Source organism: Ruegeria sp. C8 (assembly GCF_056537565.1).
Genome location: NZ_JBQFRV010000009.1, coordinates 14,322 through 36,935 on the forward strand (window position 1 = coordinate 14,322; position 22,614 = coordinate 36,935).

Sequence of the window (22,614 nt, forward strand, 5' to 3'; positions counted from 1 at the left end):
AATTTGGAGAAACCCGCATCATGACTAAGGAGTAGACTATGAAAAGAAGAACATTTGGCAAGGGCCTGATGGTCGCCACCGCGCTCGTAACCTCGTTTTCGGCCTCGATGGTACTTGCGGCTGACAACTATGTGATCGGTTTTTCGCAGGTAACTACAGTTGAGCCCTGGCGTGTCCAGTTCAACAAAGACCTGCGTGCCGAAGCTGACCAGCACAACAACGTCGAACTGATCATCGCGGACGCCAACGACCGCACTGAAAAGCAGGTGGCGGATGTCGAAAACTTTATCCGTCAGGAAGTGGATGCGATCCTGATCTCGCCCAAGGAATCCGCTGGTCTGACCGGTGTGGTCGAACAGGCCTCCGACGCGGGTATCCCTGTTTTCGTTCTGGACCGCAACGTGGACACCGACAAGTTCGTCCAGTGGGTTGGCGGAGACAACGAACTGATCGGCCGCGAAGCCGGTAAGTTCGCGCTGGACCAACTGGGCGGCGCAGGTGTGGCCAAAGGCACCATTGTTGAAATCTGGGGTGGTCTGGGCACTCAGGCCGCGCATGACCGCGCCAACGGTTTCCACGAGGCCTTTGACGGCGAAGAAGGCGTGACCTTCCTGCTCGATCAGCAATCGGGCGATTGGAAACAAGATCAGGCGTACGACATCATGTCGACCGCCCTGCGCAACTATGAGGACATCACCATGGTCTATGGCCACAACGATCCGATGGCCTATGGCGCTTATCTGGCCGCCAAAGACGCGGGCCGCGCAGATGACATCATCTTCATTGGTGTTGACGCCCTGCCAGGTGAAGGCGTGACCTGGGTTGCCAACGGCGAACTGTCAGCCACATTCCTGTACCCGACCCCGGGCGCCGAAGGACTGCGTCAGGCCCTGAAGCACCTGAAAGGTGAAGAAGTGCCAAAGTCGGTCGTTATGGGCACCGAGGCAATCACTGCCGATAACGCAGGTGAAATCCTGAAGAAGAACGGACTGTAAAAAAACAATCAGACCGGTTTCCTTTCTCCTCCCTGTCGGGGTGGCCGGTCGGACACGCAGGGGCTTGCGCCCCTGCCGTCTTTTTTGAGAAAGCTTCGAAAAAAGGTGCCGCGAATGTCCGAGCAAAAAACGAAACTCCAAAAATACTCCGCTCCCGCTTTGGAGAAGGGATTGGATATTCTTGAGTTTCTTTCTCTGTCGGACACTGCCCCTACCCTGTCTCAGCTTGCTCAAGGTATTGGCCGTTCGAAAAACGAAATCTTCCGCATGATGATCGTGCTGGAGGAACGCGGTTACATCGATCGTCAGGAAGGTGACCTGTTCAAACTAACTGGAAAGCTCGCTTTGCTGGGTGGAGACCGCACAGATAACAGCAAACTCGCAGAATTGGCTGAACCTTACATGAACCGTTTGGCCGAAGAAATCGAACTGTCCAACCACCTTTGGGTGCCAAATGGCAAAGACGAGCTGATTGTGATCAACAGTGTCTCGTCGTCTCAAAACTATGGTGTCACGGTGCAAGTCGGTTACACAACGCCTGTGTTTCCGACATCCGCCGGGGCGTGTTTTCTTTCGGAAATTGCATCACGCGAAGATCGCTTGGCCTATCTTCGCAAAATAGCATCAGGTGAAAATCCGGTGTCGCTGCAAGAGTTTTCTGATCAAGCGGAAGTCTGCGCCGATCAGAACTACATCTCGCTCGGCAGCCCCGAGAGCAACGCCATAAGCGAGATTTCAACTCCCATTCGCCATGGAATGGGTCAATCGGTCATCGCGTCGCTGACGATTCCGCATTTTGCTTCCGCCCTGATCGACAACCGGCGCGAATTTGTCATTGATGCGCTGAAAACGACGGCGGCTCAGTTGCAAGCCAGCGTGGCGACCCGAATGCCCTTGCCCCGCACGCCTTGGTATCAATTCACCTGACAATCTGCAGATGAAACCATCCGGCCCACCCAAAGGGCAGGCCGGACTGCGTGAGTGGTTGTACTTAGTCGTACAGAACGGCCGAGATTTTCGAAGCGACGGCTCCTGCTCTTTGTAGGCGCAGCGAAAGTCAGCTTTACCGCCCAAACTCGTCAGTGCTGTGCCTGCTGCTCCTATTAACCGGAGTTTTGCCATGGCCCTGGGACTTCAAGCGTTCGCGCCGGCGTGCAAAGTCTTGCTCGAAGTGCAAAGCTATCCCTGAACCTACACCCGCTAAGCAGACCCTGATGCCGACAGCATTGAAGTTCCGCTGGCCTCCCAAATCCCGCGCAAGTCGTATGACCAGCGAACTCTCTAACATCTAAAAAGTCAAAAGCAGAGCAGTGAGGCACAATGCTGGACTCAAACCAATTTCCTAACACTACCCATTGACCCCATTTCCTTGATTTTGTTAATTTTCAATATGTTGACAAAAAATCCTACCACCCCAGCCATATTCCTCAGCAACAACTATCCCGTTTTGTCCAAGCCGACAGCATGTACCCAATCTGCGCTGTGTAAACGATAAATCCTTGCGATAGGTTCGACACAAACAACCGCGTTTAGCGAATTGTTGCCGCCGAAAGAGCTACGCGCCGATCGCAAAAGCCTCAATTTTCTTCTGCAAGCCGCGGATAGAATGATAGCCAGCTGACTGTTTGCCGCCTGTCACATGCTCTGCGACGCTCCGAGTCACCAGTATCTTTTCGTCCAGTTTCTTGCACAGTTCCTGAACGCGACTGGCCACGTTCACAGCCTGACCGACGACGGTGAAATCCAAGCGATCAGGGCTGCCGATGTTGCCAAAGGTGACGCAACCGAAATCAATGCCGACGACGAACTCGATTGGCTCGTGTCCCTTTTCGGCGGCCGTATGGTTGTAGTCGCGCAGGTTGGTCAGGGCGTGTTCTGCCGCCCGCACCGCAGATCTACACGAGGCTTCCGCGTCGTCATCAATGTTGAAAACGGCTAGTATGCCGTCCCCCATGAATTTGAGAACGTCACCGCCCTCTTCCTGGATGGGCGACACAACCATCTCGAAATACTCACCCATCATGGCAAGCAAATCGCCCTCGGACCAGGTTGAGGCCTTTTGGGTAAAGCCGCGCAGATCCGCAAACAGGATTGCGGCAGAAACTGTTCTGTGTTCTCCGCGCTTTATGTGCCCCTGATCAATTTCTTCGGCGGGGCCGTGCCCCAGATAGGTCTGAAGAAGGCTCTTTTGCGATTGGCGCATCGCAATGGGTTCCAAAGCCGCGGCAAGTGCGTATCGCGTGTCTTCGATGTAGCGGATATGCGCGTCTGAAAACCCAGTATCTGCGTTTGAAGTAAAGCTGGTGCCCTGAACCGAGCCATTGCCATGCTCCAGCGGGATGGCCAGAAAATCGGTGGCGCCTGCTTCGGCCAGCTCGGCATAGACCGGATGTTCCTCCAGAACTTCCGGATCGGTCAGGCGTTTGCGCAATGGGCGCCGCTGGGTGACAACATATTCGAACGGGCTGCCGTGCCACGCACTGGTCGACAAAACCGTCGTCGGCACGGTGTAGCGGCGGGTTTCCTCGGGTGTCCAGATGATCCCCCAAGCGCTGAGCAAAGGGTTCGAATAATTCTGCGCGATCCTTGCGCGGGCGAGGGGGACGCCAAGCGCGGTCAATCCTTCGCAATAGCCTTTGACGATAAGCCTCTCGTCGCCCAACAGTCGACCATCAGAAATCAACCAGTGGTTCAGGTGATCAGTCTCGGCCATCGTTGTCTCACACTCTTGTTCCGCGCTGATAGTCTACCTTTCATTGGGCATCGGAGAACCCGCGCCGACTGAAAACCTGTTCTTTTCTGCCGGGCGCAGGATAGGTCGACCTCAGCTTACCGCCGCTGCCAGTGAGGGGTCGTCTTCCAATTGTTTGAGCAAACGGGCCTGTCTCACCTTGGGGTCCAATTCGGGATCGCTCAAATAGGCCAGCATATGGGGCACGTTCTCTTCAATCTGCTCTCGAGTTGCTACGGCCATGCCATGGGCCACGAAAGGCCTTAGATACGTCATACCGGCCAGGTTCGCCGTCTGTTGGAACGGTTTCAGAAACTCTGCCATCGTAAAGTTGTTGTATCCGCCCGCGTGATAGCTGTGCTCGGGACCTCCGGTAGAAACAAGGATGAGGAACTCACGTCCTTTCAGTTGGTCACCGCCCGGCCCGTAGGCGAAACCATAGTTCAGCACCTGATCCATCCAGGCTTTCATGACCGGAGGTGCGGAATACCAGTAGAATGGAAACTGGAACACGATCCGGTCATGAGCCAGCAAGAGGGCCTGTTCGGCTTCGATGTCAAAGCGCATCTCGCCGCCGCCAATGGCGGTCAGATCGCGAGTCGTCACGTCGGCGGCTTCTGAAAGTGCGTCAAACCAGGCGCGGTTGATGCGCGATTTGCTCAGGTCCGGATGGGCGGTGAGGACGAGGGTTTTCATGTATCTGCCTCTTGCAGGAATGTTGCGGAATAATGGGTGATTAGCGGGCGGCCATCGGGTCGGGTTTCAAAGCGCCAGTTTTCCTTAACGCGGGCTTCAATGTGGTCCCCCGCAACGGTCGTGGCACGAAACAGAACTTCGAACTGGGCGGCACCGGCTGTGATCTCGATCTTGCTAACGTGATGTTCCGTTGGACGTTGCAAGGTTTCAAGCACACCACGATACCAAGCACGCACGCGATCATGCCCGTTGAGAATGGTATCGACGTCAGGCATGTCCCAGTCCACATCTGGGTGGAGGTCAGGCAGGAACGCGTCGATCGGATCCAGCCTGTCGAACCGGGCAAACCAGTCGGTGATGAAACCGCGGATTTCGGGGAAATCGGTCACTTGGATCACCTGTTGATGGTTTACTTGGCCAGTTGCTCCGGGACAGGAGCCAGCGAGTATTGGGACCAGAAAAACGTGTTTGCCGCGTCCTGATCGGCGGACAGGTTGGTTGCCTCGACGATCTTGCCATTCTCGATCCGATAGACGAGCGCCCAGGTCGTATCGACATTTGGTTTGCCATCGGCGTTCGACCAGCCACGGTGGATATCAACCACATGGGTCTCGTCGGCCCCGAAATAGATGGGTTCTGCCTGAAAACCAGCGGTGCCCAGTTGTTCGAAAAAGGCCAGAACTTCGTCCCGACCGGTCTTGGTTCCCGACAAGGGGTGGCGGCCCGGAATGTGCCATTTGACGTTCTCGTCCATCACGGCTGCGATACCGTCCAGATCACTGGCACCATAGGCTGCGAAGAAGTCCTGTACGACTTTAATATTGTCTTCGGGGGATGCGGCCATGGCGGCCTCTCCTGTGATCAGAGCGGCGGTGAGGGCAGCAACTTTGGTCAGAGTGTTCATCTTGTGTCCTCCTGAATACGATGACACGAAGATAATAATCCCGATAGAGCGTGATAATTCACCCTGTTGGCACTTCTTTCATGTATGATGTCGAATAATAAGTTTGTTCGGGAACTCTATGCGCCTGCCACTTGCCACGCTTGAAATCTTTACCGCCATCGCGCGCCACGGATCGCTGCGTGCTGCGGCCGAGGCGCTAGGTATCAAACCGTCGACCGTTAGCCATCAATTGAAAGCGTTGGAAGATCAGCTTGGCACCGCGCTCTTCATTCGGACAACACGCTCGATCAGCCTGACCGAGGCCGGGCGGGCCCTGATCCGCGGCGCGGGGCCTGCCTTTGATCAACTCTCCGAGGCGGTCGAAAGCGCGCGCAGCACCGGTCACGCCGCGCGGGGCACGTTGAAATTGGCGATGCCGGAGTTTGCCTACCACCTTTACGTGGGTCCGATCCTCAAGAGTTTTTGTGCCGCGTATCCCGAGATCGAACTGGAACTGTCGTTGACGGATGCGCTTTCAGACATACTCGGCGAGGAGCTGCATGCTGGATTCCGTCTGGGGGATCGTGTGGCGCAGGACATGGTGGCTGTGCGGTTGACGCCGCCGCTTCCAGTGACCGTCGTCGCCAGCCCGGATTACCTGACGGCACGTGGCATACCGGAAACGCCGCCTGACCTGCTGGGGCATACCTGTATCCGCTACAGGTTCCAATCCTCGGGCCAGATTGCCCCATGGAGCTTTCAATCGAGCGAGGAGGAATATGCCGTAGATGTGCAAGGTAACCTGATCGCGAACGCCCTTCCTGCAACCGTCGATCTGGCGAAAAGAGGGTTAGGGTTGGCCTATACCTTCAGGGCCTATGTTGCCCCACTGATTGATACCGGAGTATTGACACCAGTTCTTGAGGACCACTTGGGCCCCACCCCCGGTATTTTCATGTATTTCCCACGCGAGTATAAATCCATGATGCCCCTGAGGCTGTTCATCGACCACATAAAGCGCCAGCAAAGCGTTTGACCCTGCGCGCGCAGACCCCACATATCGAATATTGCCAGCAGGAGCCGTCCTTGCCCCTAAGATACGCTGATATCTACCCGTCAGAACCGTTGCTGAACAGCGATGCAATGCAGCGCCCTTCGGCGGCGGGACTGATGTCGGTGCGGTATTTTCGGGCCGAACCTGATCGGATGCCGGAAGAGGTCTTTTCGGAACACCACGTCCTTCTGAACCTGCAGGAGAAGGGACATCGCGTGCAAAACTGGCGGGACGGCACGCTGCGGGATTTCACCTTTTGCAAAGATGAAGTCATCGTGACCCCGGCAGGCATGCGGTCGGGGTGGCGATGGTACGGGCAGTCCGACGTGATTGTGATCACCTTGCATCCGGACAAGGTCCAGCACTTTGCGCAGTCTGAGCTGGGTATGCTGCTGGCACCTGAACAGTTTCGCGATCTGCCGCAGTTTTCCGATCCTGACCTATGCGCCGCAGGTGTCATTCTGCGCGATGCGCTGGCAACCGACGACATGTCCTCAGCCGTGATGTTCGAAGCCATGAGCCGGGTGTTTCTGGTCAAACTGCTGCAAAAATACGGCAAACGCCGCGCCGAAGAGGTCGAGCTGTCCGCACGCTTTTCCTCTCAGCATTATCAACGAGTGCTGGCCTATGTGCAGGACCGTTTGGACCAAACGATCACGGTCGATCAACTGGCCTCTGAGGCGGGCATGAGCCCCTCGCATTTTGCGCGGGTTTTCAAGGAAACGCTGGGCTCGACCCCAATGCAATATGTCATGGCCTACCGGGTCGAGCAGGCGATGAAGATGATCGAAGACCCCACGCGCCCTCTGGGTGATATCGCTTTGGCCTGTGGATTTTCGGATCAGGCGCATTTCACGCGCAGTTTCAAACAGGTGGTAGGGCAGACCCCGCGCGCGTTCCGCGCAGCAAATGCCGTCTAAAGCAGGATCTTTCAAAAACGGGGCAGTCCGGTGCAAGTATCCCTGCTGACCGCAGCATATCTCAGGTGTCATCGGGCTTGTGCCCATCCAGACAGATTTTGGGAGATATCGCTATGAATACCCTCGCTCTGAACACCGCCGCAGCGCTTATGGCTTCGACAGCCGCTGTTGCGCAGGTCGAAACCCGCACCGTTACCTTCGAGAACGAAGGCGCTATGCTGTCCGGCACGCTGTACCTGCCGGAAGAGCGCGGAGCCGAGCCTCTGCCGACTGTCGTCGTGACCGGGGCCTGGACCTCTGTTCAGGAACAGATGCCCGCAAACTATGCCCGAGAAATGGCCGAGCGCGGCTTTGCCGCCTTCACCTTTGATTTCCGCGGTTGGGGCAAATCGGGCGATCTGCCGAACAACGTGCGCTTCGTTGAAAGCCCCGAGGCCAAGACATCGGACATCAAAGCGGCCATCGCATTCGTTGCGACCCTACCCGAAGTAGATGCCGACCACATCAACGGTCTGGGGATCTGCGCCTCGGCCGGGTACATGGTCGATGCGGTCTCTGGCAATCCGCTGGTTCAGCGGCTGGGTCTGGTTGCACCGTGGTTGCAGAACAAAGAGATCGTCGAAGCGGTCTATGGCGGCGCAGAAGGTGTCGCCGGGCTGATTGAGGTGTCCCACGCTGCCGAGGCCGCTGGTGGCCAGATCATTCCTGCGGCAGGACCCGAGGGTGCCGAGGGCGTTCTGATGCCAATCGGCGGATACTACTATGAGGCCGACCGTGGCGGTATCCCGGAATATGACGACAAATGGAACAATGCGGGCTGGGAAGGCTGGCTGACCTATCATCCCGCCGACAAGCCGCAGCGTTTGGATAAGCCACTGGCAATTGTGCACTCGGAAAGCGCAGCGATCCCACAGGGCGTGCAGACCTTCCTTGCCGGTTTCGCAGGCGACGCGACAGCTCAATGGCTGGAGGATGTCACGCAGTTCGACTTCTACGACAACCCCGAGGATGTCACCCGCGCGGCCGATACCGTCGCTGACCACTTCCGCGCCGGTTCAACCAACTAAGCCCTGTCTGGACGCCGAGCAATCTTTCGGCGTCCACCCTCATCTATTCGGAGCATCCTCATGCGTAGAAAACTCACATCGACCCTTGCGGCCGTCTCTATGATCGGAACCGCAGCTTTTGCTGAACAACAGGCCGATATCTCGACCGCAATCACCGATATCGCGGCGGGCGCGGACCGCCACGACTGGACCCGTGTGCGCGACGCGTTTTCCGATACTGTTACAGCGGATTACACCAGCCTCTGGGGCGGAGACCCGGTCACACAACCCGCTGATGAGCTTGTGGCGGGATGGTCCGCCTTTCTTCCTGGTTTCGACGCGACGCACCATATGGTGACCAATCACACCATCACCTCTCTTTCCGAAACATCCGCCACGGCACAGGCTGATTTCACAGCGACCCATCGCCTTGATGACGGTCTGTGGGTGCTGGGAGGCCGCTATGATTATGAGCTTGAGAAATCAGACGACCGTTGGGTTGTCACATCCATGACCATGACGGCAATCTGGGAATCCGGTGACCGTGGGCTTGTGGCTCTTGCCGGCCAGCGCGCTGCCGAGGCGAATTGAAGGAGTAACCATGACCAGTCAGCGTATCGCACTCGTGACAGGCGCCAATCGCGGTATTGGTAAAGAAGTCTCTCGTCAATTGGCCCGAGACCATGGGATGAAGGTTCTGATGGGTGCGCGCGATCTAGCAAAAGGGCAGGCTGCTGCGGATGAGATCGGATATGGAGCGGAAGCGTTGCAACTGGATGTTTCTAGTCCGGATTCTGTCGCGGCTGCCTTCTTCTTGATGGTTGAATCGGCCTATGGCCGCCTTGATGTTTTGGTGAACAACGCTGGCGTGGACTACGACACCGACCAACAGGTCCACCTTGCCGATTTGGACCGGGTGCGTCGCGCGTTTGATACGAACCTTTTCGGCCCGTGGGAGACCACGATTGCGGCGGTGCCACTGTTAAAACGAGGAACGGATGCCCGGATCGTCAACGTGTCCTCTGGGGCAGGGTCGCTGACCAGCATGTCCGCCGGAACGCCTGGCTATGGCGTGTCCAAAGCGGCTCTGAACGCGCTGACCCTCAAGACCGCTGCCGCCTTGAAACCCCAGGGCATTCTCGTGAACGCCGTGTGTCCCGGCTGGGTTGCCACGGATATGGGCGGCGGGGGACGTCCGATTTCTGAGGGCGCCAGGGGCGTTGTCTGGGCGGCGACCTTACCGAATGGTGGCCCGACCGGAGGGTTCTTCCGGGATGGCGTCGCAATTGATTGGTAGGTTCAACCGGGTGTCATGAAATCAATAAGCTTCCTGACCCGCGCGGGCAACAGGCGGCGGCTGGGATAGACGGCGAACATGTCCCGCGTCATTGGTTGGGCATCCGTGACCTCAAGCCGTTGCAGTTCGCCGTTTACCATATCTGAAGGCAGCATCGCGACACCTAGGTTGCGACGGGCGGCCTGCGCAATGACATCAAGGTCGGTCAAACTGTGGGCGATGTGCTTCGGGTGCAGTGTTTCCCCGCTCTCCAGCACCCAGGGTTGACCAGCATTCAGGGCGGGCAAAGCAAGAAAGTCTGGTCTGGATATCGACCCGTCCAACCCATGCTCTCGAATGAAGCCCTGTCCTGCGCAAAAGCAGTAGGGAACGGACCAAAGCCGTTTCGCGACAAGGCTGGAATCCGTCAAGGGGCCGAGGCGGAAGGCCAGATCGATATTGTCGCGAAAGAAGTCCAGCATGACATTGGTTGTGGTCATCTCAAACGACACATCCGGGTTCTCTGCTGCGAAATCCAACAACCGAGGGCCAATGGTCGTGCGCGCGGCCAGCGGAGGCGCCGTGATGCGGATGCTTTGGCGTCTGGTATCGTCCTTAAAACCTGCGACACCTTGCAGAGCCTCGATCGGGTCCTGGCATCGATCCAGAAGGCGACGACCCTCCTCCGTCAAGCGCACCTGGCGCGTCGTTCGCTCAAACAGTTTGGTGCCCAGATGGTCCTCTAACTCTGCAATCCTTCGGCTGACACGGCTGAGCGGGATCCCCAGACGCTCCGCAGCTTTGGAAAAGCTGAGATGGTTTGCGACGACGGTAAACAGGGCAAGGTCGTTGTAGATCATTATTCTATTTTTGGGATTATTCCTTCCGATATCAACTATTATCATTCGATAGCGTGACTACTACCTTCTGCGCAACAGAAGGAGACAGATCATGCCTTTCGCTATTGAAATCACCCAGACCGGTAAACCAGATGTTTTGCGCGAAACCAACCGTGCGACCCCGACCCCGAATGCCGGGGAAATCCTGATCCGCAACAAAGCCGCGGCAGTCAATTTCATCGACACAATCATCCGTCGAGGTGAAATGCCCGAGGGGATGATGCCTGAGCTACCTCATGTGCCCGGGGTCGAGGGAGCCGGAGTGGTTGAGGCGCTGGGCGAGGGGGTCGAAGGATTCTCTGTCGGGGACCGCGTGGCGTGGATGGGGCCGATTGGTGCCGGTGGATACGGCACCCATTCCTTGATCGGTGCGCCCTATGTTTCCCGGTTGGCCGATACTGTCGAGTTCGAAACCGCAGCCGCAATTCCCGTCAATGGGATGACCGCCCACCACATGCTGGTCAATCTGGGCGGCGCGGCAGCTGGCAAATCTGTACTGGTTCACGCTGCGGCCGGGGGTGTTGGCACCATGGCGCTACACATTGCCAAGCAACTGGGCATGACAGTGATCGCTTCGACCAGCACCGACAAGGTTGGGTATGCAAAGGATCAAGGTGCCGATCACGTCATCGACTATCGCACCGAGGATGTCACCGAGCTGGTGATGGACCTCACCGAAGGGCGCGGCGTTGATCTGACGCTCAACCCGATCTCGGGTGAAACCCTCAAGTCAGACCTCGACGCTCTGGCGCCTTTGGGCACTGCAGTTCTGTTTGGTTTCCTTGCCGGTCCGCCCGCAGGCAGTTTTGCCGAGGATTTGGCGAAGCACTTTCAGAAGTCGGTCTCGGTCCGGGTTAGCGACATATACAGCTATTTCGTCAACCGCCCCGATCAGTTCAGCGCAGATATGGCCACGGTGTTTGAATTGTTGCAAGCGGGTGTTCTGCGCCCGCAGGTGAGCATCCTACCCATTGCCCAAGCCGCCGAGGCGCACCGTCGTTTGGAAGCCGGTGAAACCACCGGCAAACTGGTTCTAAGCATAGAGTGATCGAGCCCGGCAAGAACGAGGCACGGAAAGGCGTTTGGATCTAATTGAAAAAGACCTTTAGCCCCACATAGGGCCCTTGCTGCGTGACATCATAGGCGAACGGGCCGGTTGACGTTGAATCACTGTAGTCGACACTGAAATATCGATAGCCAAAGGTAATCGCGGTTCGATCCCACGGCTGATAGTCAAAGCCGATATTTGCGCCGACTTGCAGATCGTTGCCTCCGGCTCCGAACCCGCCAAGTTCCAGCGATGCGATGGTGGTCCACCGGTCGTTGAGACGCCACATGCCCCGGGCACCCACAACGGGCTCAATCCAGCCTTCGTCACCGCCTTGGGTGGGCGGGTTCGTCGGCCCCGGAGTCGTGAACCTGATTTCCTGCCGGATCGAGTTGTAGCGAATGCCGCCTTGCAGATCGACGGCGTATCGCTGGTTGTTGGCACCATAGGTCCCATCCGCCACGCGATAGGCACCCATGACCGCAAACCATTTTTGGCGCACATCTACATCCACTGCAGTGGCGGCGGGGCCGGGGAGAGTGGTGTCCTCTCCGATGCCTACATAGTTGGCGTCAACGATGATCCCAAAGTCTCCGTTCCAGGCCTCATACCGCCCGGCCGCTGCGAAATCGAGAACATCCAGCACGTCGCCAAGATCGAGGTCGATATCGGCTGAAACGCCCGAGACGGTTGACGTTCCATGCGTGCGGAGCGGGGTGAACAGGTAAAAGCCAAGAGTGTGTCGCCAGCCCTCTTCGGTCTGACCCGGTGCAGGCAGGGACTGAGCGTATGCTGCGCTCGACAATAGACAGGACAGGGCCGTGGCGCCCGCTATCGCGGCAGTGGATCTGATTGCCATAGGTGAATCTCCTTACTTTCAAATTTCGCGACGACCTTGCTTCAAGGCGTCAGTGTCCGGATATACGATCATCTGCCAACAGAAGACTGTTTGAGCAGAAAGGCCTCGACAGCGGCTTCGGTTTCAGGTCGCAGGTTTTCGATGCCTTCATAGGGAACACCACGGGCTGGTTCGATGTCTGGATACTTTTCCTTGCGTTTTAGATGACGCCCCAGAATGCGGACAAACTCTTGCCCGCCCCAAGCTCCAACCTCGGTCGACACCGGGTATTTTTCGTGGGTATCGCGGTAAACATCGAAGAAATCGGCTAGAATCGCGCTCTCTCCGGCTCCGGGAATGCGCAGCTTTAGTTGATCCTTGATGACCGCGCGGGGTGTGTGGACGGAATAGACGATCAGATGATCGCGCCGTCCTTTTGTCTCGCCCAACAGCAGCAGCGAGGATTGGTCGACCCCGTCCACCAACCGATCCCGAGGAATACCGCTCTCGGCCCCGGCGAACCGCGCGAGCGTGGTATAGAGATCCGAGACGTGTACGATATCTCCTACGATGCCGTCGGCCTCGATCATGCCGGGCCAGCGGATGAAGCTGTCGACCCGAATGCCGCCCTCGGACACATCACCTTTGCCACCGGCGAAAACCATCGGGGTGAAGCCTGATTGCGGCGAATACTTGGTGAAATGGCCGTTGTCGCCCATCACGATGACAATGGTGTTGTCGGCCAGGCCAAGCGCCTCCATCTCGTTGAAGATATCGCCGAGCCAGCTGTCGAGCTGCTGCATCTTGTCGACATAGAGCCCTCCGTTCGGCGATTGCGGCCCCGAACGACCTGCGCGCGTGTTGTCCAGCGGAATGAGTGGCCAATATTGCAGGAAGAAAGGCGCGTCCCCGCCAGCCAGCTCGCGCATTTTTTCAAGCGTCTGGTCCTGGTAGCGCTGGTTCATTTCGTCATATTTTTCGGCGGTCCAGCGCTCGCCCGCGGTCATGTCAACTTCGCGCGCAAGACCCCCGCGTTCAGCTTCAAGGCCGGTGACCATCGCGGCAGGGTCGGGGCGAAAGAAGTCGTCCAGAACGAAACGGTCATCGAAATCCGCGATCCCGACCGAGACCTGTTCCTTGATCGCATCGTCGTTGTAGATGGTCAGTTGGCCCTGCTGATGAACCGGGAACCCCGCCCAATCGAAGCCTTGGTTATGGGGCCAGGCCTCGGGGATATCGCCCATGTGCCACTTGCCCACATGCACAGTCGCATAGCCCGCATCTGACAGGATCTCGGCCAGCGTAACTTCGTCGGCGGGCAGGCCGAACCCGGCGATATCCACGGTGGTGTCGCCCATGCCCATCCGAACCGGAAGCCGCCCGGTCATCATCGCAACCCGTGTGGGTGTGCAGGAGGGTTCGGTATACATGCGCACCATGCGCATCGCTTCGTCCGAGAAGGCGTTGATATGAGGCGTGGAATACCCGCGAACTGCGTTGAGTTCAGGGATACCAAGATCGCCAAAGCCGATATCGTCAATCAGGATATTGATGATGTTGGGTGGCTTGCCGTCGTTCGAGCTTCGGAAGTCTTCGAGCAACTGGTCAACCTCGGCATTGTCCTCGGCCCATTGTTCGGCATTCTGCGCTTCGAGGATGTAGTACTCTGCATCATGGATGATCGGCGCGTCCTGAGCAGTTGAGATCGTGGCCGATAGACAGAGCAGCACCGACATTCTGGATAGGGTTTTCATTTCAACAATCCTCATTCGCTTTGGGCGGGGGTCTGGCGGGGGTCAGGTGTGGTGTGGGACGGGCCGGAGCGGTTGATATCCGTGCCGGGGAAGAACTCGACCCAGACATGCCAGAACATGCCCGATCGAAGGGTCTCAACGCGGGTCAGTTGACCGCAATCCGCGTTTCCGAAGAAATCGACATGGGTGATGGGCGCGCCGCTGTCATTGTACCAGACGCCAACGCTTTCATAGATTGGGTCGTAGGAAACCACGACGTCACGCCCGCCAACCGTGGCGTTGATCAGCCCTTTATTTTCGGCCAGGAAATCATCGGTCCAGCAAACTGCGTCGTCACCGATCGTGATGCCCCAGACATAGGTTTTGTTGGGCAGACGGTTGTCGCTGTGGCTCATGTTGTCCATGACGGGCGCTTCTTCTTGGTGCTGCTTGGCGATGCCCGAGGAGAAAACGGTTTCAGTAAAGGTGTCGAACAACCTGAGAAGCGGGTTCGAGGAGGGCTTGTTCAGAAAGACCTCACCATCTGGATAGGCCTTTTGAAATCCCCGAAAGCTCATCCGAAAGGTGGGCCATGGCTGCATTGCCGCTGTTCTCGAGGCGTCGCTGTCGAAGCGGCCATAGATCTGCTGGATCGGCTCTCCGGTGGTGTTGTCGCGCAGTATCAGGTTGTTGCCGTGCTGGGCCATCACCTCAAGATCCAGACGTTTGCCGCGGATCTCGGGTTTGTAGGCCTGCCCCAGATTGGCCATGGCACAATAGGTCATGACGATGTCATCGCCGCCCAACCCCTTATCGTTTCCGGCCAGATGAGGGCGCATCAGTTGGGCGTCGGAATGCGCCCGCGCGTGGCCGTTGTTTTCGATCACGAGAACACTGGCGGATGGGTTGATGAATTGTTGCGCTTCGGAGATCGGATAGTAGCGGGCGGTGTTTTGCTGGTTGCGCAGGCCGATATGGACCCAAACCCATGGAAACACGAACAGGAATACGATCACCAGAGTCACTGCAGGCACGCCGAGGAAAAACAGCCAGCCGGGACCGCCGCCAAAAAAATGCCCGACAAGCATCAGCGCAAGCCCGGCGAATCCGGCGGCAAGATAAGTGTTCTCATTCCGGATAAAGCGGATCATGTTATTGCGCTTGACCTTCAGCACCATCTGGCTGACGTCACCGAGATCGCGGAAATACATGAACCCGATGGTCAACGACATGATGAGCCCGACGTAGAATAGAAGATTGGCCAACATTTGAATCGCCTTTTTTGCGTCTTGATTAGCCCTCGGGCGGGGTCGAGTGGGACGAAAGGTAAGTTTTTATTTCGTCCTCGAGCCCTCGGAGGCTGTCGATGAGATCAGAATTTCTTGGGTCACTTGCATCGCAGGGAAGAAGAGCAGCCAGGCTTTCAAAGTCAGCGCAGATTTGCGCAAAGACCGTGTCCGCGCTTCGCAGGCGCCGGATGTCATTCGCCTGATCAGGAAAGTGTATCGACAAGCAAGCCATCATAAGCCTCACGGTGTCTGAACCCAGTTGTGCCCCCGCGATGAGGTCCGTTCCCCTCCTTTGCTAATCATTGTGTCCGAAATTCATTTACACATTCAGGTATCTTAACGTATGTTACGGGGTAACATGTTATTTTTCAAAGACTTGAAACCAGTCAGCGGTTAACGAAAGCGATGTCAGACGCCAGCGTAAAGTCAGAACCAGCCCAAAAAACGCTCTCGGATGAAGACATTCAGCGGGCACTGAAGGCGGTCCTGGACAGCCCGGAATTCGATGGGGCCGAGCGACTGCAGTCTTTCCTCAGTTACGTTGTCGACAAGCTTCTGGCAGGCCAGTCCGAGGATATCCGCGCCAAGTCGATCGCCGAGGATGTTTATGGAAGGGCGCTGGATTCTGGGGGTGACCCCATGGCCGTCGTGCGGGTCGATGCAGGGCGCATGCGTCGGCGATTGGCGAGCTTCTATTCGAACTCCGGCAAGGATCAGAGGCTGCGCATCCATGTAGATCCGGGTGGTTATGTCCCCCGGTTTGAGGTTTTGGACATCGATATACCCTCGGACCGAGCGCGTCCCTCCAAGATGGTCTGGGTCTCAGTGGCGGTTTTGGGCGCGTTGGCTATCGCAGGCGGCTTGATGCTCTTCTCCCGATCGCCCCAGTCACCGCCCAGCCCGGTCGCCGTCTCAGCAAATGCCAATCAGGAACAAGCCATCAGAGAGGCGCTGTTCTCGACAAACCCGACCAAGCTACAAGCCGTTAATCTGGCGACTGAGGCGCGCCTGCTGATGTTCCCGGTTCTGGACCGCGATAGGCTGCAAGCCGTGCGCGGCATGTTCGAACGCGCCATGGCGCTTGATGAGACGTATTTTGGCGGCTACGCCGGTTCGGCGCAGGCGATCAGCATCCTTGCCTTAACAACCCCGCCCGGAGCCGAAAAACAGGCGCTTTTGGTCCTTGCTAAAACTCGCGCGCAGCGGGCACTAGAACTGGCGCCAGACGAAGGTTGGAGCCATTCCGCCCTTGCCCTGGCTTCATTTTGCTCGCGCGAGCATGAGGCAGCACTTGCACAGTCCACGCGCGCAACACGGCTTGCCCCTGATGATATCCACGTCACGAATTTTGATGCCCTGTTCGCGCTGTTTGGTGGGGATTTCCAGCGCGCTATAGCGTCCGCCAATCGGGCGCGGGGTGCCAATACGACAAACGGTAGATTTCCCTATCGCAGCGTGTTGGCCTCCTCCAGCTATCACTTGGGGGATTACCAGGCGTCGGTAGACCAGTTCAACGAGGCGGTCAGGCTGGGTGATCCGGTCAGCGCGATCTCGATCGGTTATCTGGCGGCAAGCTATCAAAGGCTCGGAGACGATGAGCGCGCGCGGGCCACAATTCTGTTGTTGGACGAAGCCTGGCCCGGCTACCCTCTGGCGGCGCTGTTCCGGACTTTGTTTGCCGATCCGGATCATGCCGAAGACATCATCAGCGCGCTTGACGAAATAGCGGCTTTGCAATCCGACTAGGGTACGGGATTAGAGAAAGAGGCTATTCCCGGATTTCCGACGGATCGACGCCCCAGAGGTTGGCTTTCAGCGTCCACCCCTTGTAGCCCCCCGCCGAAATGCGACACCAGTCCAGCGAGCACGCGCCAAGACGGGCGACCACTCCGGTTTCGAAATGCGCGTTGACGGTCGAGTTCGGATCGGGTCGGGCATAAACGGGCAGCATCTCGGATTCGATCAGCACCGTGCGCACGCCAGACAGCAGGGCGTAGTGAACCCAACCTCCGGCCCCGTCGCGATCCTGTACCTTGCGCCAGTTGCCGTATTCCGCAGTGATTTGCAGCGGCATACCGCGCCGCTTGAAGACCCAATCGATTCGGTGGGTCAGGGACGGACCGCGGCGCACATTGCCTTCGGCTGCCTTCATCGAGACATAGCGCGGAAGGGGCAGGTTGGTGACCGGGCCGCGCACGTCTTGGGCTGCGACCGGCGCGGAGCCGAACGCAATGAGATACGCGGATAGGATCGCCAAACAAAGGCGTTTCACCGGTAGAAGACCACTCACTGACTGCCTGCTCTTGTGCCTGTTGATCTGCTTTCGAAAAAAGGTCGACTCAATGCCTTTGGGGTTCTTGTGCCCCGCCTTATCCTGCGCCACGATGCCATGACGCAAGCGCGTTTGCAAAGCAGTGGGAGGGCGGAAGTGCCAAGAGAACGTCTGAGTGTTGTTGTTACGCGACGGTTGCCGGAAGCAGTGGAAACGCGACTGAGTGAGCTGTTTGATGTTCGCCTGCGCGACGATGACACCCCCATGACTCGTGAGGAACTGGTCGCTGCGGTGCAAGAGGCCGACGTGCTGGTGCCGACGGTGACCGACACAATCGACGGTGGTTTGCTGGGGCAAGCTGGTGAAAAGCTGCGCTTGATAGCCAATTACGGGGCAGGGGTCGACAATATCGACGTCTCAACCGCGCGTCAGCGTGGCATCCTGGTCTCGAACACTCCGGGTGTTCTGACCGATGATACGGCCGACATGACCATGGCGCTGATCCTGGCGGTGACGCGTCGTTTCCCTGAGGGCGTTGCGCTGATGCAGCAGGGCGATTGGTCCGGCTGGGCTCCGACCGCTTTGCTTGGTGGCCGGATCGGAGGGCGCCGTCTGGGTATTCTGGGCATGGGCCGGATCGGTCAGGCTGTCGCGCGCCGTGCCAGCGCGTTCGGTATGCAGGTTCACTACAACAACCGCCGCCGGTTGCGCCCCGAGATTGAACAGGATCTGGATGCCACCTATTGGGAAAGCCTTGATCAGATGGTGGCACGGATGGATGTGATCTCGGTTCATTGCCCCTCGACCCCGTCGACTTTCCACCTGCTGAACGCGCGGCGGCTGAAGCTGCTGAAGCCCTCGGCTGTGGTCGTCAACACGTCGCGTGGTGAAGTGATCGACGAAAACGCGCTGACGCGGCTGATCCGGTCCGGGGATATCGCGGGTGCCGGGCTGGATGTGTATGAACACGGCACGCAGGTGAACCCACGCCTTCGCAAGCTGCCAAACGTGGTGCTGCTTCCGCATATGGGATCGGCTACACTGGAGGGGCGGATCGAGATGGGTGAGAAAGTTATTATCAATATCAAGACCTTCGAGGATGGGCACAGACCGCCGGATCAGGTGGTCCCATCCATGCTGTAACCTTTCCCAGGAGCACATTATGCGTATCAACCGGGTTTCAGGACTACTTCTGTCTGTCATGGCCTTTACTGTTCCGGGTTTTGCCCAGGAAACAGCGGACTCCGTGGCCCCCGAAGGCGCGAGCGAAGGTCAGGTGCAGGCTCTGACCGATGAGTTAATCGCGGCGCTTGAGGCCAAAACAAATGGCGTGCCCGTACAGTCCGAGAATTGGATGGTCGCTGCGGCCAACCCCTTGGCAGTTGAGGCCGGGGCGAAGATCCTTCGGGCGGGTGGGTCCGCTGCGGACGCCATGGTCGCCGTGCAGGTTGTTCTGGGCTTGGTCGAGCCGCAATCCTCGGGCCTTGGGGGCGGGGCGTTTTTGGTCTGGTACGATGCCGCCACCGGACAGCTCACGACACTGGATGGGCGCGAAACGGCCCCATTGGACGCCACGCCGATCCTGTTTCAGGATGAAAACGGCGAACCTTTGCAGTTCTTTGATGCCGTCGTCGGAGGGTTGTCCGTTGGCACGCCCGGCACGCCTGCATTGCTGGAAGAGGCGCACCGCCGCTGGGGCCGCTCGCCGTGGCCCGGTCTTTTCACCGATGGTATCCGGCTGGCGGATGACGGGTTTTTGGTCTCGCCTCGTCTGGCCAGTTTGGTCGCAAACGACGCCGAGCGCCTGTCGCGATTCCCTGCAACGGCTGAATATTTCCTGCCTGAAGGTGAGCCACTGCAACAGGGTCAACGCCTGATGAACCCGGCCTATGCGGATACACTGCGCGCTCTGGCCGAGGACGGTGCCGCCGGGTTCTACGGCGGGCAAATCGCGTCAGATATCGTTCGGACCGTCCGCACCGCGCCGGGCAACCCCGGCGTATTGTCGGGAACCGATCTGGCCCTTTATCAGGTCATTGAGCGCGATCCGGTCTGTGCGGCTTACCGCGTCTATGAGGTCTGCGGAATGGGTCCGCCTTCGTCCGGGGCACTGACCGTTGGGCAGATTCTGGGTATGCTGAACAGCTATGATCTGGCCGCGATGGGGCCTGAGAGCATGGAGGCATGGCGCCTGATCGGCGAAGCGTCACGCCTCGCCTTTGCGGATCGGGGGCGGTACATGGCCGATAGTGATTTCGTGCCGATGCCGACCATCGGGCTGGTCGACCCGGACTATCTCGCGCAGCGTGCGGAGCTTTTGAATGCCGAGGGCGCACTGACCGAGGTCGCTCCGGGCAATCCCGAGTTTGATCATGCGATGCACTGGGCTGATGACGAGTCATTGGAGCTGCCTTCGACCTCGCATATCTCGATCGTCGACAGCTACGGCAATGTCTTGTCGATGACGACGACGATTGAAAACGGCTTTGGCTCGCGCCTGATGACGAACGGGTTTTTGCTGAACAACGAACTGACTGATTTTTCGTTCCGCACCCATCGCGACGGTGTGCCCATCGCCAACCGTTTGGAGCCTGGCAAGCGCCCGCGTTCGTCCATGAGCCCGACCATCGTCATGCAGGACGGCGCGCCGGTTTTAGCCATCGGGTCACCCGGAGGCAGCCGTATCATTGGCTACGTTGCCAAGTCGATCATCGCTTGGGCGGATTGGGATATGGACGTACAGCAGGCGATCTCGCTGCCGCATCTGGTCAACCGGTTCGGGACCTATGATGTAGAGGTGGACACTGCGGCCGAAGGCTACGCAGACGCGCTAATCGAGATCGGGTTCGAGGTGAACCCCCGCGATCTGACCTCGGGCCTGCATGCGATTGAGATTGGCGAAACTCTCAGCGGTGGAGCGGACCATCGGCGTGAAGGGATCGCGCTGGGCGAATAAAATCTGGGTCTTGCCCGGCTCGGGCGGGTCTATTCGACACATTGGGAAGGGCCCGTGCAACTGGCGGGCAGAAAAGGGGTAGCATGGTTCAGGCGACGGCTTTGCCGAGAAATGAGGCCGGGATTGGAACGGCGCTCGGCATCTTGAAGCAACAGTTTGGGGATCGTCTCCAAACCGGTGCAGCCATCCGCGAACAGCATGGCCACACCACAACTTGGATCACCAATCAAAGCCCCGACGCGGTGGTGTTTCCCCACACCACTCAGGAGGTCGCAGAGGTCATCAAAACCTGTGCCGCGCATAAGGTGCCGGTGATCGCGTTTGGCACGGGCACTTCGCTTGAAGGGCATGTGAACGCGCCTGCCGGTGGGGTGTCGGTCGATCTGACCCAGATGAACAAGGTGCTGGCGGTGCATGCCGAGGATCTTGATTGCGTCGTGCAACCCGGTGTCACACGGGAAGATCTGAACAGCCACCTACGCGATCAGGGCCTGTTCTTTCCGATCGATCCCGGTGCAAATGCCTCACTCGGCGGGATGGCTGCGACCCGCGCGTCCGGAACCAATGCGGTGCGCTATGGCACCATGCGGGACAATGTATTGAGCCTTGAGGCGGTGATGCCCGATGGGCAGATCATCCGGACCGGCAATCGCGCCAAGAAATCCTCGGCAGGGTACGATTTGGCGCGGCTGTTGATCGGGGCCGAAGGCACGCTGGGCATCATCACCGAATTGACCCTGCGCCTGCATGGTATCCCCGAGGCGGTTAGTTCGGCCCGCTGCTCTTTCCCAACCGTCGATGCCGCCTGCCGGGCGGTGATGATGACGATCCAATACGGCGTACCTGTCGCGCGGATCGAATTGCTGGATGAACTATCCGTCAAAGCCGCCAATGCTTATTCCGGCCTGACCTTGCCCGAAACGCCACTGCTCCTGTTAGAGTTCCACGGCTCGGACGCAAGCGCAGCCGAACAGGCCGAGACCTTTGGTCAGATCGCAGAAGAGTTTGGCGGCACAGACTTCGCCGCAACCTCAACCACGGAGGAACGCAACAAGCTCTGGCAGGCGCGTCACGACATGTACTGGGCCAGCCTTCAGTTGCGACCGGGCGCCAAGGGGATCTCGACCGATGTCTGCGTACCAATATCCCGTCTGGCGGAGGCCGTAGGGGCCGCTCAGGACAAAGCGGCCGAGCTTGACCTACTTGCGCCTATCGTTGGGCATGTCGGCGACGGGAACTTTCACACGCTGCCCCTGATCGACATGGACGACGCCGAAGAAGTCCACCGGGCCGATGAGTTCGTCGGTTGGCTCAACGATCTGGCCATTTCGATGGAGGGCACTTGCACAGGCGAGCACGGCATCGGGCAGGGCAAGCGCCCCTATCTTGAGAAAGAACTGGGGCAGGCAACACACTACATGGCCGCGATCAAGGCGGCGCTGGATCCCGACAACATCATGAATCCGGGAAAAATACTGGCCGATCACACCTAGCAGTTTCCGCGATCTTGTCCGCTTTGTGCCCACAAAACGTCTAGGTGATGTGGTGTCATGCGGCGAAAGACGAACAGGTGATCGACATGAGTGCAAAATATCTGGCGGGCTTTGTTGCGGTGGCCGGGCTGGCGGTTGCGGGGCTGGACTACTATCAGAAAGCCAAAGCCTCGGGTGACGGGCTCAGCGCAAGCGACTATATCGCAGCCTTCACTGGCGGGTCCGAGGATGAACCCGCAAGCGTTGACAGCACACCGAAAGCTCAGGAACCCGAAGCCACTGAACCGCCCGGCAAGCTGGTCTGCAAGACTGTCGGAAACACCAAGCGGTGTCGCTCGGAAGGCTGACGGCTGTTTCTAAGTCGCCATTTAACGACCTGCATCTCCCGTGCGGGTCGTTTTTCTTATATCACTGGTCGGATGGCTTCCGCGATTGATTTCGGAATCAAGCCATATGGTGGCAACAGATTCCAAGGGGAGACACCC

General features: G+C 58.2%; 22 protein-coding genes. 13 read left to right on the plus strand and 9 right to left on the minus strand.

The window, feature by feature from the left end:
• Positions 1–38: 38 nt before the first annotated feature.
• The gene (locus tag ACR0KL_RS12970; protein ID WP_170680231.1) at positions 39–995 is read left to right on the plus strand and encodes a substrate-binding domain-containing protein; all 957 of its coding nucleotides are present in this window, start codon (positions 39–41) and stop codon (positions 993–995) included.
• A 114-nt stretch (positions 996–1,109) separates the two neighbouring features.
• Positions 1,110–1,922, plus strand: a complete 813-nt coding sequence (locus ACR0KL_RS12975) for a helix-turn-helix domain-containing protein (protein ID WP_170680233.1) — start codon at positions 1,110–1,112, stop codon at positions 1,920–1,922.
• 628 nt (positions 1,923–2,550) lie between these two features.
• Here ACR0KL_RS12975 and ACR0KL_RS12980 read toward each other — a convergent pair.
• From ACR0KL_RS12980 to ACR0KL_RS12995, 4 genes are all read right to left on the minus strand, one after another.
• Positions 2,551–3,708: an adenylate/guanylate cyclase domain-containing protein gene (locus tag ACR0KL_RS12980; RefSeq protein ID WP_480777121.1), complete on the minus strand. Its 1,158-nt coding sequence runs from the start codon at positions 3,706–3,708 to the stop codon at positions 2,551–2,553.
• A 111-nt stretch (positions 3,709–3,819) separates the two neighbouring features.
• A complete protein-coding gene (locus tag ACR0KL_RS12985) occupies positions 3,820–4,422 on the minus strand; it encodes an NAD(P)H-dependent oxidoreductase (RefSeq protein ID WP_170680237.1) in 603 nt (200 codons plus the stop codon).
• Positions 4,419–4,811 (minus strand): nuclear transport factor 2 family protein, encoded by a 393-nt coding sequence (locus tag ACR0KL_RS12990; protein WP_170680239.1) that lies wholly within the window; start codon positions 4,809–4,811, stop codon positions 4,419–4,421. Before ACR0KL_RS12990 ends, ACR0KL_RS12985 begins: the two co-directional genes overlap by 4 nt.
• A gap of 20 nt (positions 4,812–4,831) precedes the next feature.
• Positions 4,832–5,326: a nuclear transport factor 2 family protein gene (locus ACR0KL_RS12995; RefSeq protein ID WP_170680241.1), complete on the minus strand. Its 495-nt coding sequence runs from the start codon at positions 5,324–5,326 to the stop codon at positions 4,832–4,834.
• Positions 5,327–5,444: 118 nt separating this feature from the next.
• Between ACR0KL_RS12995 and ACR0KL_RS13000 the strand changes: the two genes are divergently transcribed.
• The 5 genes from ACR0KL_RS13000 to ACR0KL_RS13020 all read left to right on the plus strand — a co-directional run bounded on the left by ACR0KL_RS13000 (position 5,445) and on the right by ACR0KL_RS13020 (position 9,622).
• The gene (locus ACR0KL_RS13000; RefSeq protein ID WP_170374409.1) at positions 5,445–6,341 is read left to right on the plus strand and encodes a LysR family transcriptional regulator; all 897 of its coding nucleotides are present in this window, start codon (positions 5,445–5,447) and stop codon (positions 6,339–6,341) included.
• Between the two features lie 50 nt (positions 6,342–6,391).
• Positions 6,392–7,279 carry a helix-turn-helix domain-containing protein gene (locus ACR0KL_RS13005; RefSeq protein WP_480777122.1) on the plus strand — a complete coding sequence of 296 codons (888 nt, stop codon included), beginning with the start codon at positions 6,392–6,394 and terminating at the stop codon, positions 7,277–7,279.
• Between the two features lie 113 nt (positions 7,280–7,392).
• The gene (locus ACR0KL_RS13010; protein WP_170680245.1) at positions 7,393–8,346 is read left to right on the plus strand and encodes an alpha/beta hydrolase; all 954 of its coding nucleotides are present in this window, start codon (positions 7,393–7,395) and stop codon (positions 8,344–8,346) included.
• Positions 8,347–8,406: 60 nt separating this feature from the next.
• Positions 8,407–8,916, plus strand: coding sequence for a nuclear transport factor 2 family protein (locus ACR0KL_RS13015; RefSeq protein ID WP_480777123.1), 510 nt, complete (start codon positions 8,407–8,409; stop codon positions 8,914–8,916).
• Positions 8,917–8,926: 10 nt separating this feature from the next.
• Positions 8,927–9,622, plus strand: coding sequence for an SDR family oxidoreductase (locus ACR0KL_RS13020; RefSeq protein WP_480777124.1), 696 nt, complete (start codon positions 8,927–8,929; stop codon positions 9,620–9,622).
• Between the two features lie 2 nt (positions 9,623–9,624).
• Here the strand turns inward: ACR0KL_RS13020 and ACR0KL_RS13025 are convergent, their stop codons facing one another.
• Positions 9,625–10,461, minus strand: a complete 837-nt coding sequence (locus ACR0KL_RS13025) for a LysR family transcriptional regulator (protein ID WP_480555322.1) — start codon at positions 10,459–10,461, stop codon at positions 9,625–9,627.
• A 91-nt stretch (positions 10,462–10,552) separates the two neighbouring features.
• Here ACR0KL_RS13025 and ACR0KL_RS13030 point away from each other — a divergent pair, with 91 nt between their 5' ends.
• Positions 10,553–11,548 carry a zinc-binding dehydrogenase gene (locus ACR0KL_RS13030; protein ID WP_170680253.1) on the plus strand — a complete coding sequence of 332 codons (996 nt, stop codon included), beginning with the start codon at positions 10,553–10,555 and terminating at the stop codon, positions 11,546–11,548.
• Positions 11,549–11,588: 40 nt separating this feature from the next.
• On the opposite strand, the gene ACR0KL_RS13035 is transcribed toward ACR0KL_RS13030, so the two are convergent.
• The 3 genes from ACR0KL_RS13035 to ACR0KL_RS13045 all read right to left on the minus strand — a co-directional run bounded on the left by ACR0KL_RS13035 (position 11,589) and on the right by ACR0KL_RS13045 (position 15,387).
• Complete coding sequence (locus ACR0KL_RS13035) at positions 11,589–12,407, minus strand: hypothetical protein (protein WP_170680255.1); 819 nt, start codon at positions 12,405–12,407, stop codon at positions 11,589–11,591.
• Positions 12,408–12,475: 68 nt separating this feature from the next.
• On the minus strand, positions 12,476–14,140 hold the full coding sequence (locus ACR0KL_RS13040) for a sulfatase-like hydrolase/transferase (RefSeq protein ID WP_480777125.1): 1,665 nt from the start codon (positions 14,138–14,140) through the stop codon (positions 12,476–12,478).
• Between the two features lie 11 nt (positions 14,141–14,151).
• Positions 14,152–15,387 (minus strand): DUF3179 domain-containing (seleno)protein, encoded by a 1,236-nt coding sequence (locus ACR0KL_RS13045; RefSeq protein WP_170680259.1) that lies wholly within the window; start codon positions 15,385–15,387, stop codon positions 14,152–14,154.
• A 426-nt stretch (positions 15,388–15,813) separates the two neighbouring features.
• Between ACR0KL_RS13045 and ACR0KL_RS13050 the strand changes: the two genes are divergently transcribed.
• Positions 15,814–17,154, plus strand: a complete 1,341-nt coding sequence (locus ACR0KL_RS13050; RefSeq protein WP_480777126.1) for a tetratricopeptide repeat protein — start codon at positions 15,814–15,816, stop codon at positions 17,152–17,154.
• A 22-nt stretch (positions 17,155–17,176) separates the two neighbouring features.
• Here ACR0KL_RS13050 and ACR0KL_RS13055 read toward each other — a convergent pair whose 3' ends face one another.
• The gene (locus tag ACR0KL_RS13055) at positions 17,177–17,665 is read right to left on the minus strand and encodes an SH3 domain-containing protein (protein WP_425085188.1); all 489 of its coding nucleotides are present in this window, start codon (positions 17,663–17,665) and stop codon (positions 17,177–17,179) included.
• Positions 17,666–17,836: 171 nt separating this feature from the next.
• Between ACR0KL_RS13055 and ACR0KL_RS13060 the strand changes: the two genes are divergently transcribed.
• From ACR0KL_RS13060 to ACR0KL_RS13075, 4 genes are all read left to right on the plus strand, one after another.
• Positions 17,837–18,823 (plus strand): 2-hydroxyacid dehydrogenase, encoded by a 987-nt coding sequence (locus ACR0KL_RS13060; RefSeq protein ID WP_170680264.1) that lies wholly within the window; start codon positions 17,837–17,839, stop codon positions 18,821–18,823.
• A 19-nt stretch (positions 18,824–18,842) separates the two neighbouring features.
• Complete coding sequence (ggt, locus tag ACR0KL_RS13065) at positions 18,843–20,636, plus strand: gamma-glutamyltransferase (RefSeq protein ID WP_170680266.1); 1,794 nt, start codon at positions 18,843–18,845, stop codon at positions 20,634–20,636.
• 83 nt (positions 20,637–20,719) lie between these two features.
• Positions 20,720–22,129, plus strand: coding sequence for an FAD-linked oxidase C-terminal domain-containing protein (locus ACR0KL_RS13070; RefSeq protein WP_170680268.1), 1,410 nt, complete (start codon positions 20,720–20,722; stop codon positions 22,127–22,129).
• An 86-nt stretch (positions 22,130–22,215) separates the two neighbouring features.
• Positions 22,216–22,476: a hypothetical protein gene (locus ACR0KL_RS13075; protein ID WP_170637614.1), complete on the plus strand. Its 261-nt coding sequence runs from the start codon at positions 22,216–22,218 to the stop codon at positions 22,474–22,476.
• Positions 22,477–22,614 lie beyond the last annotated feature (138 nt).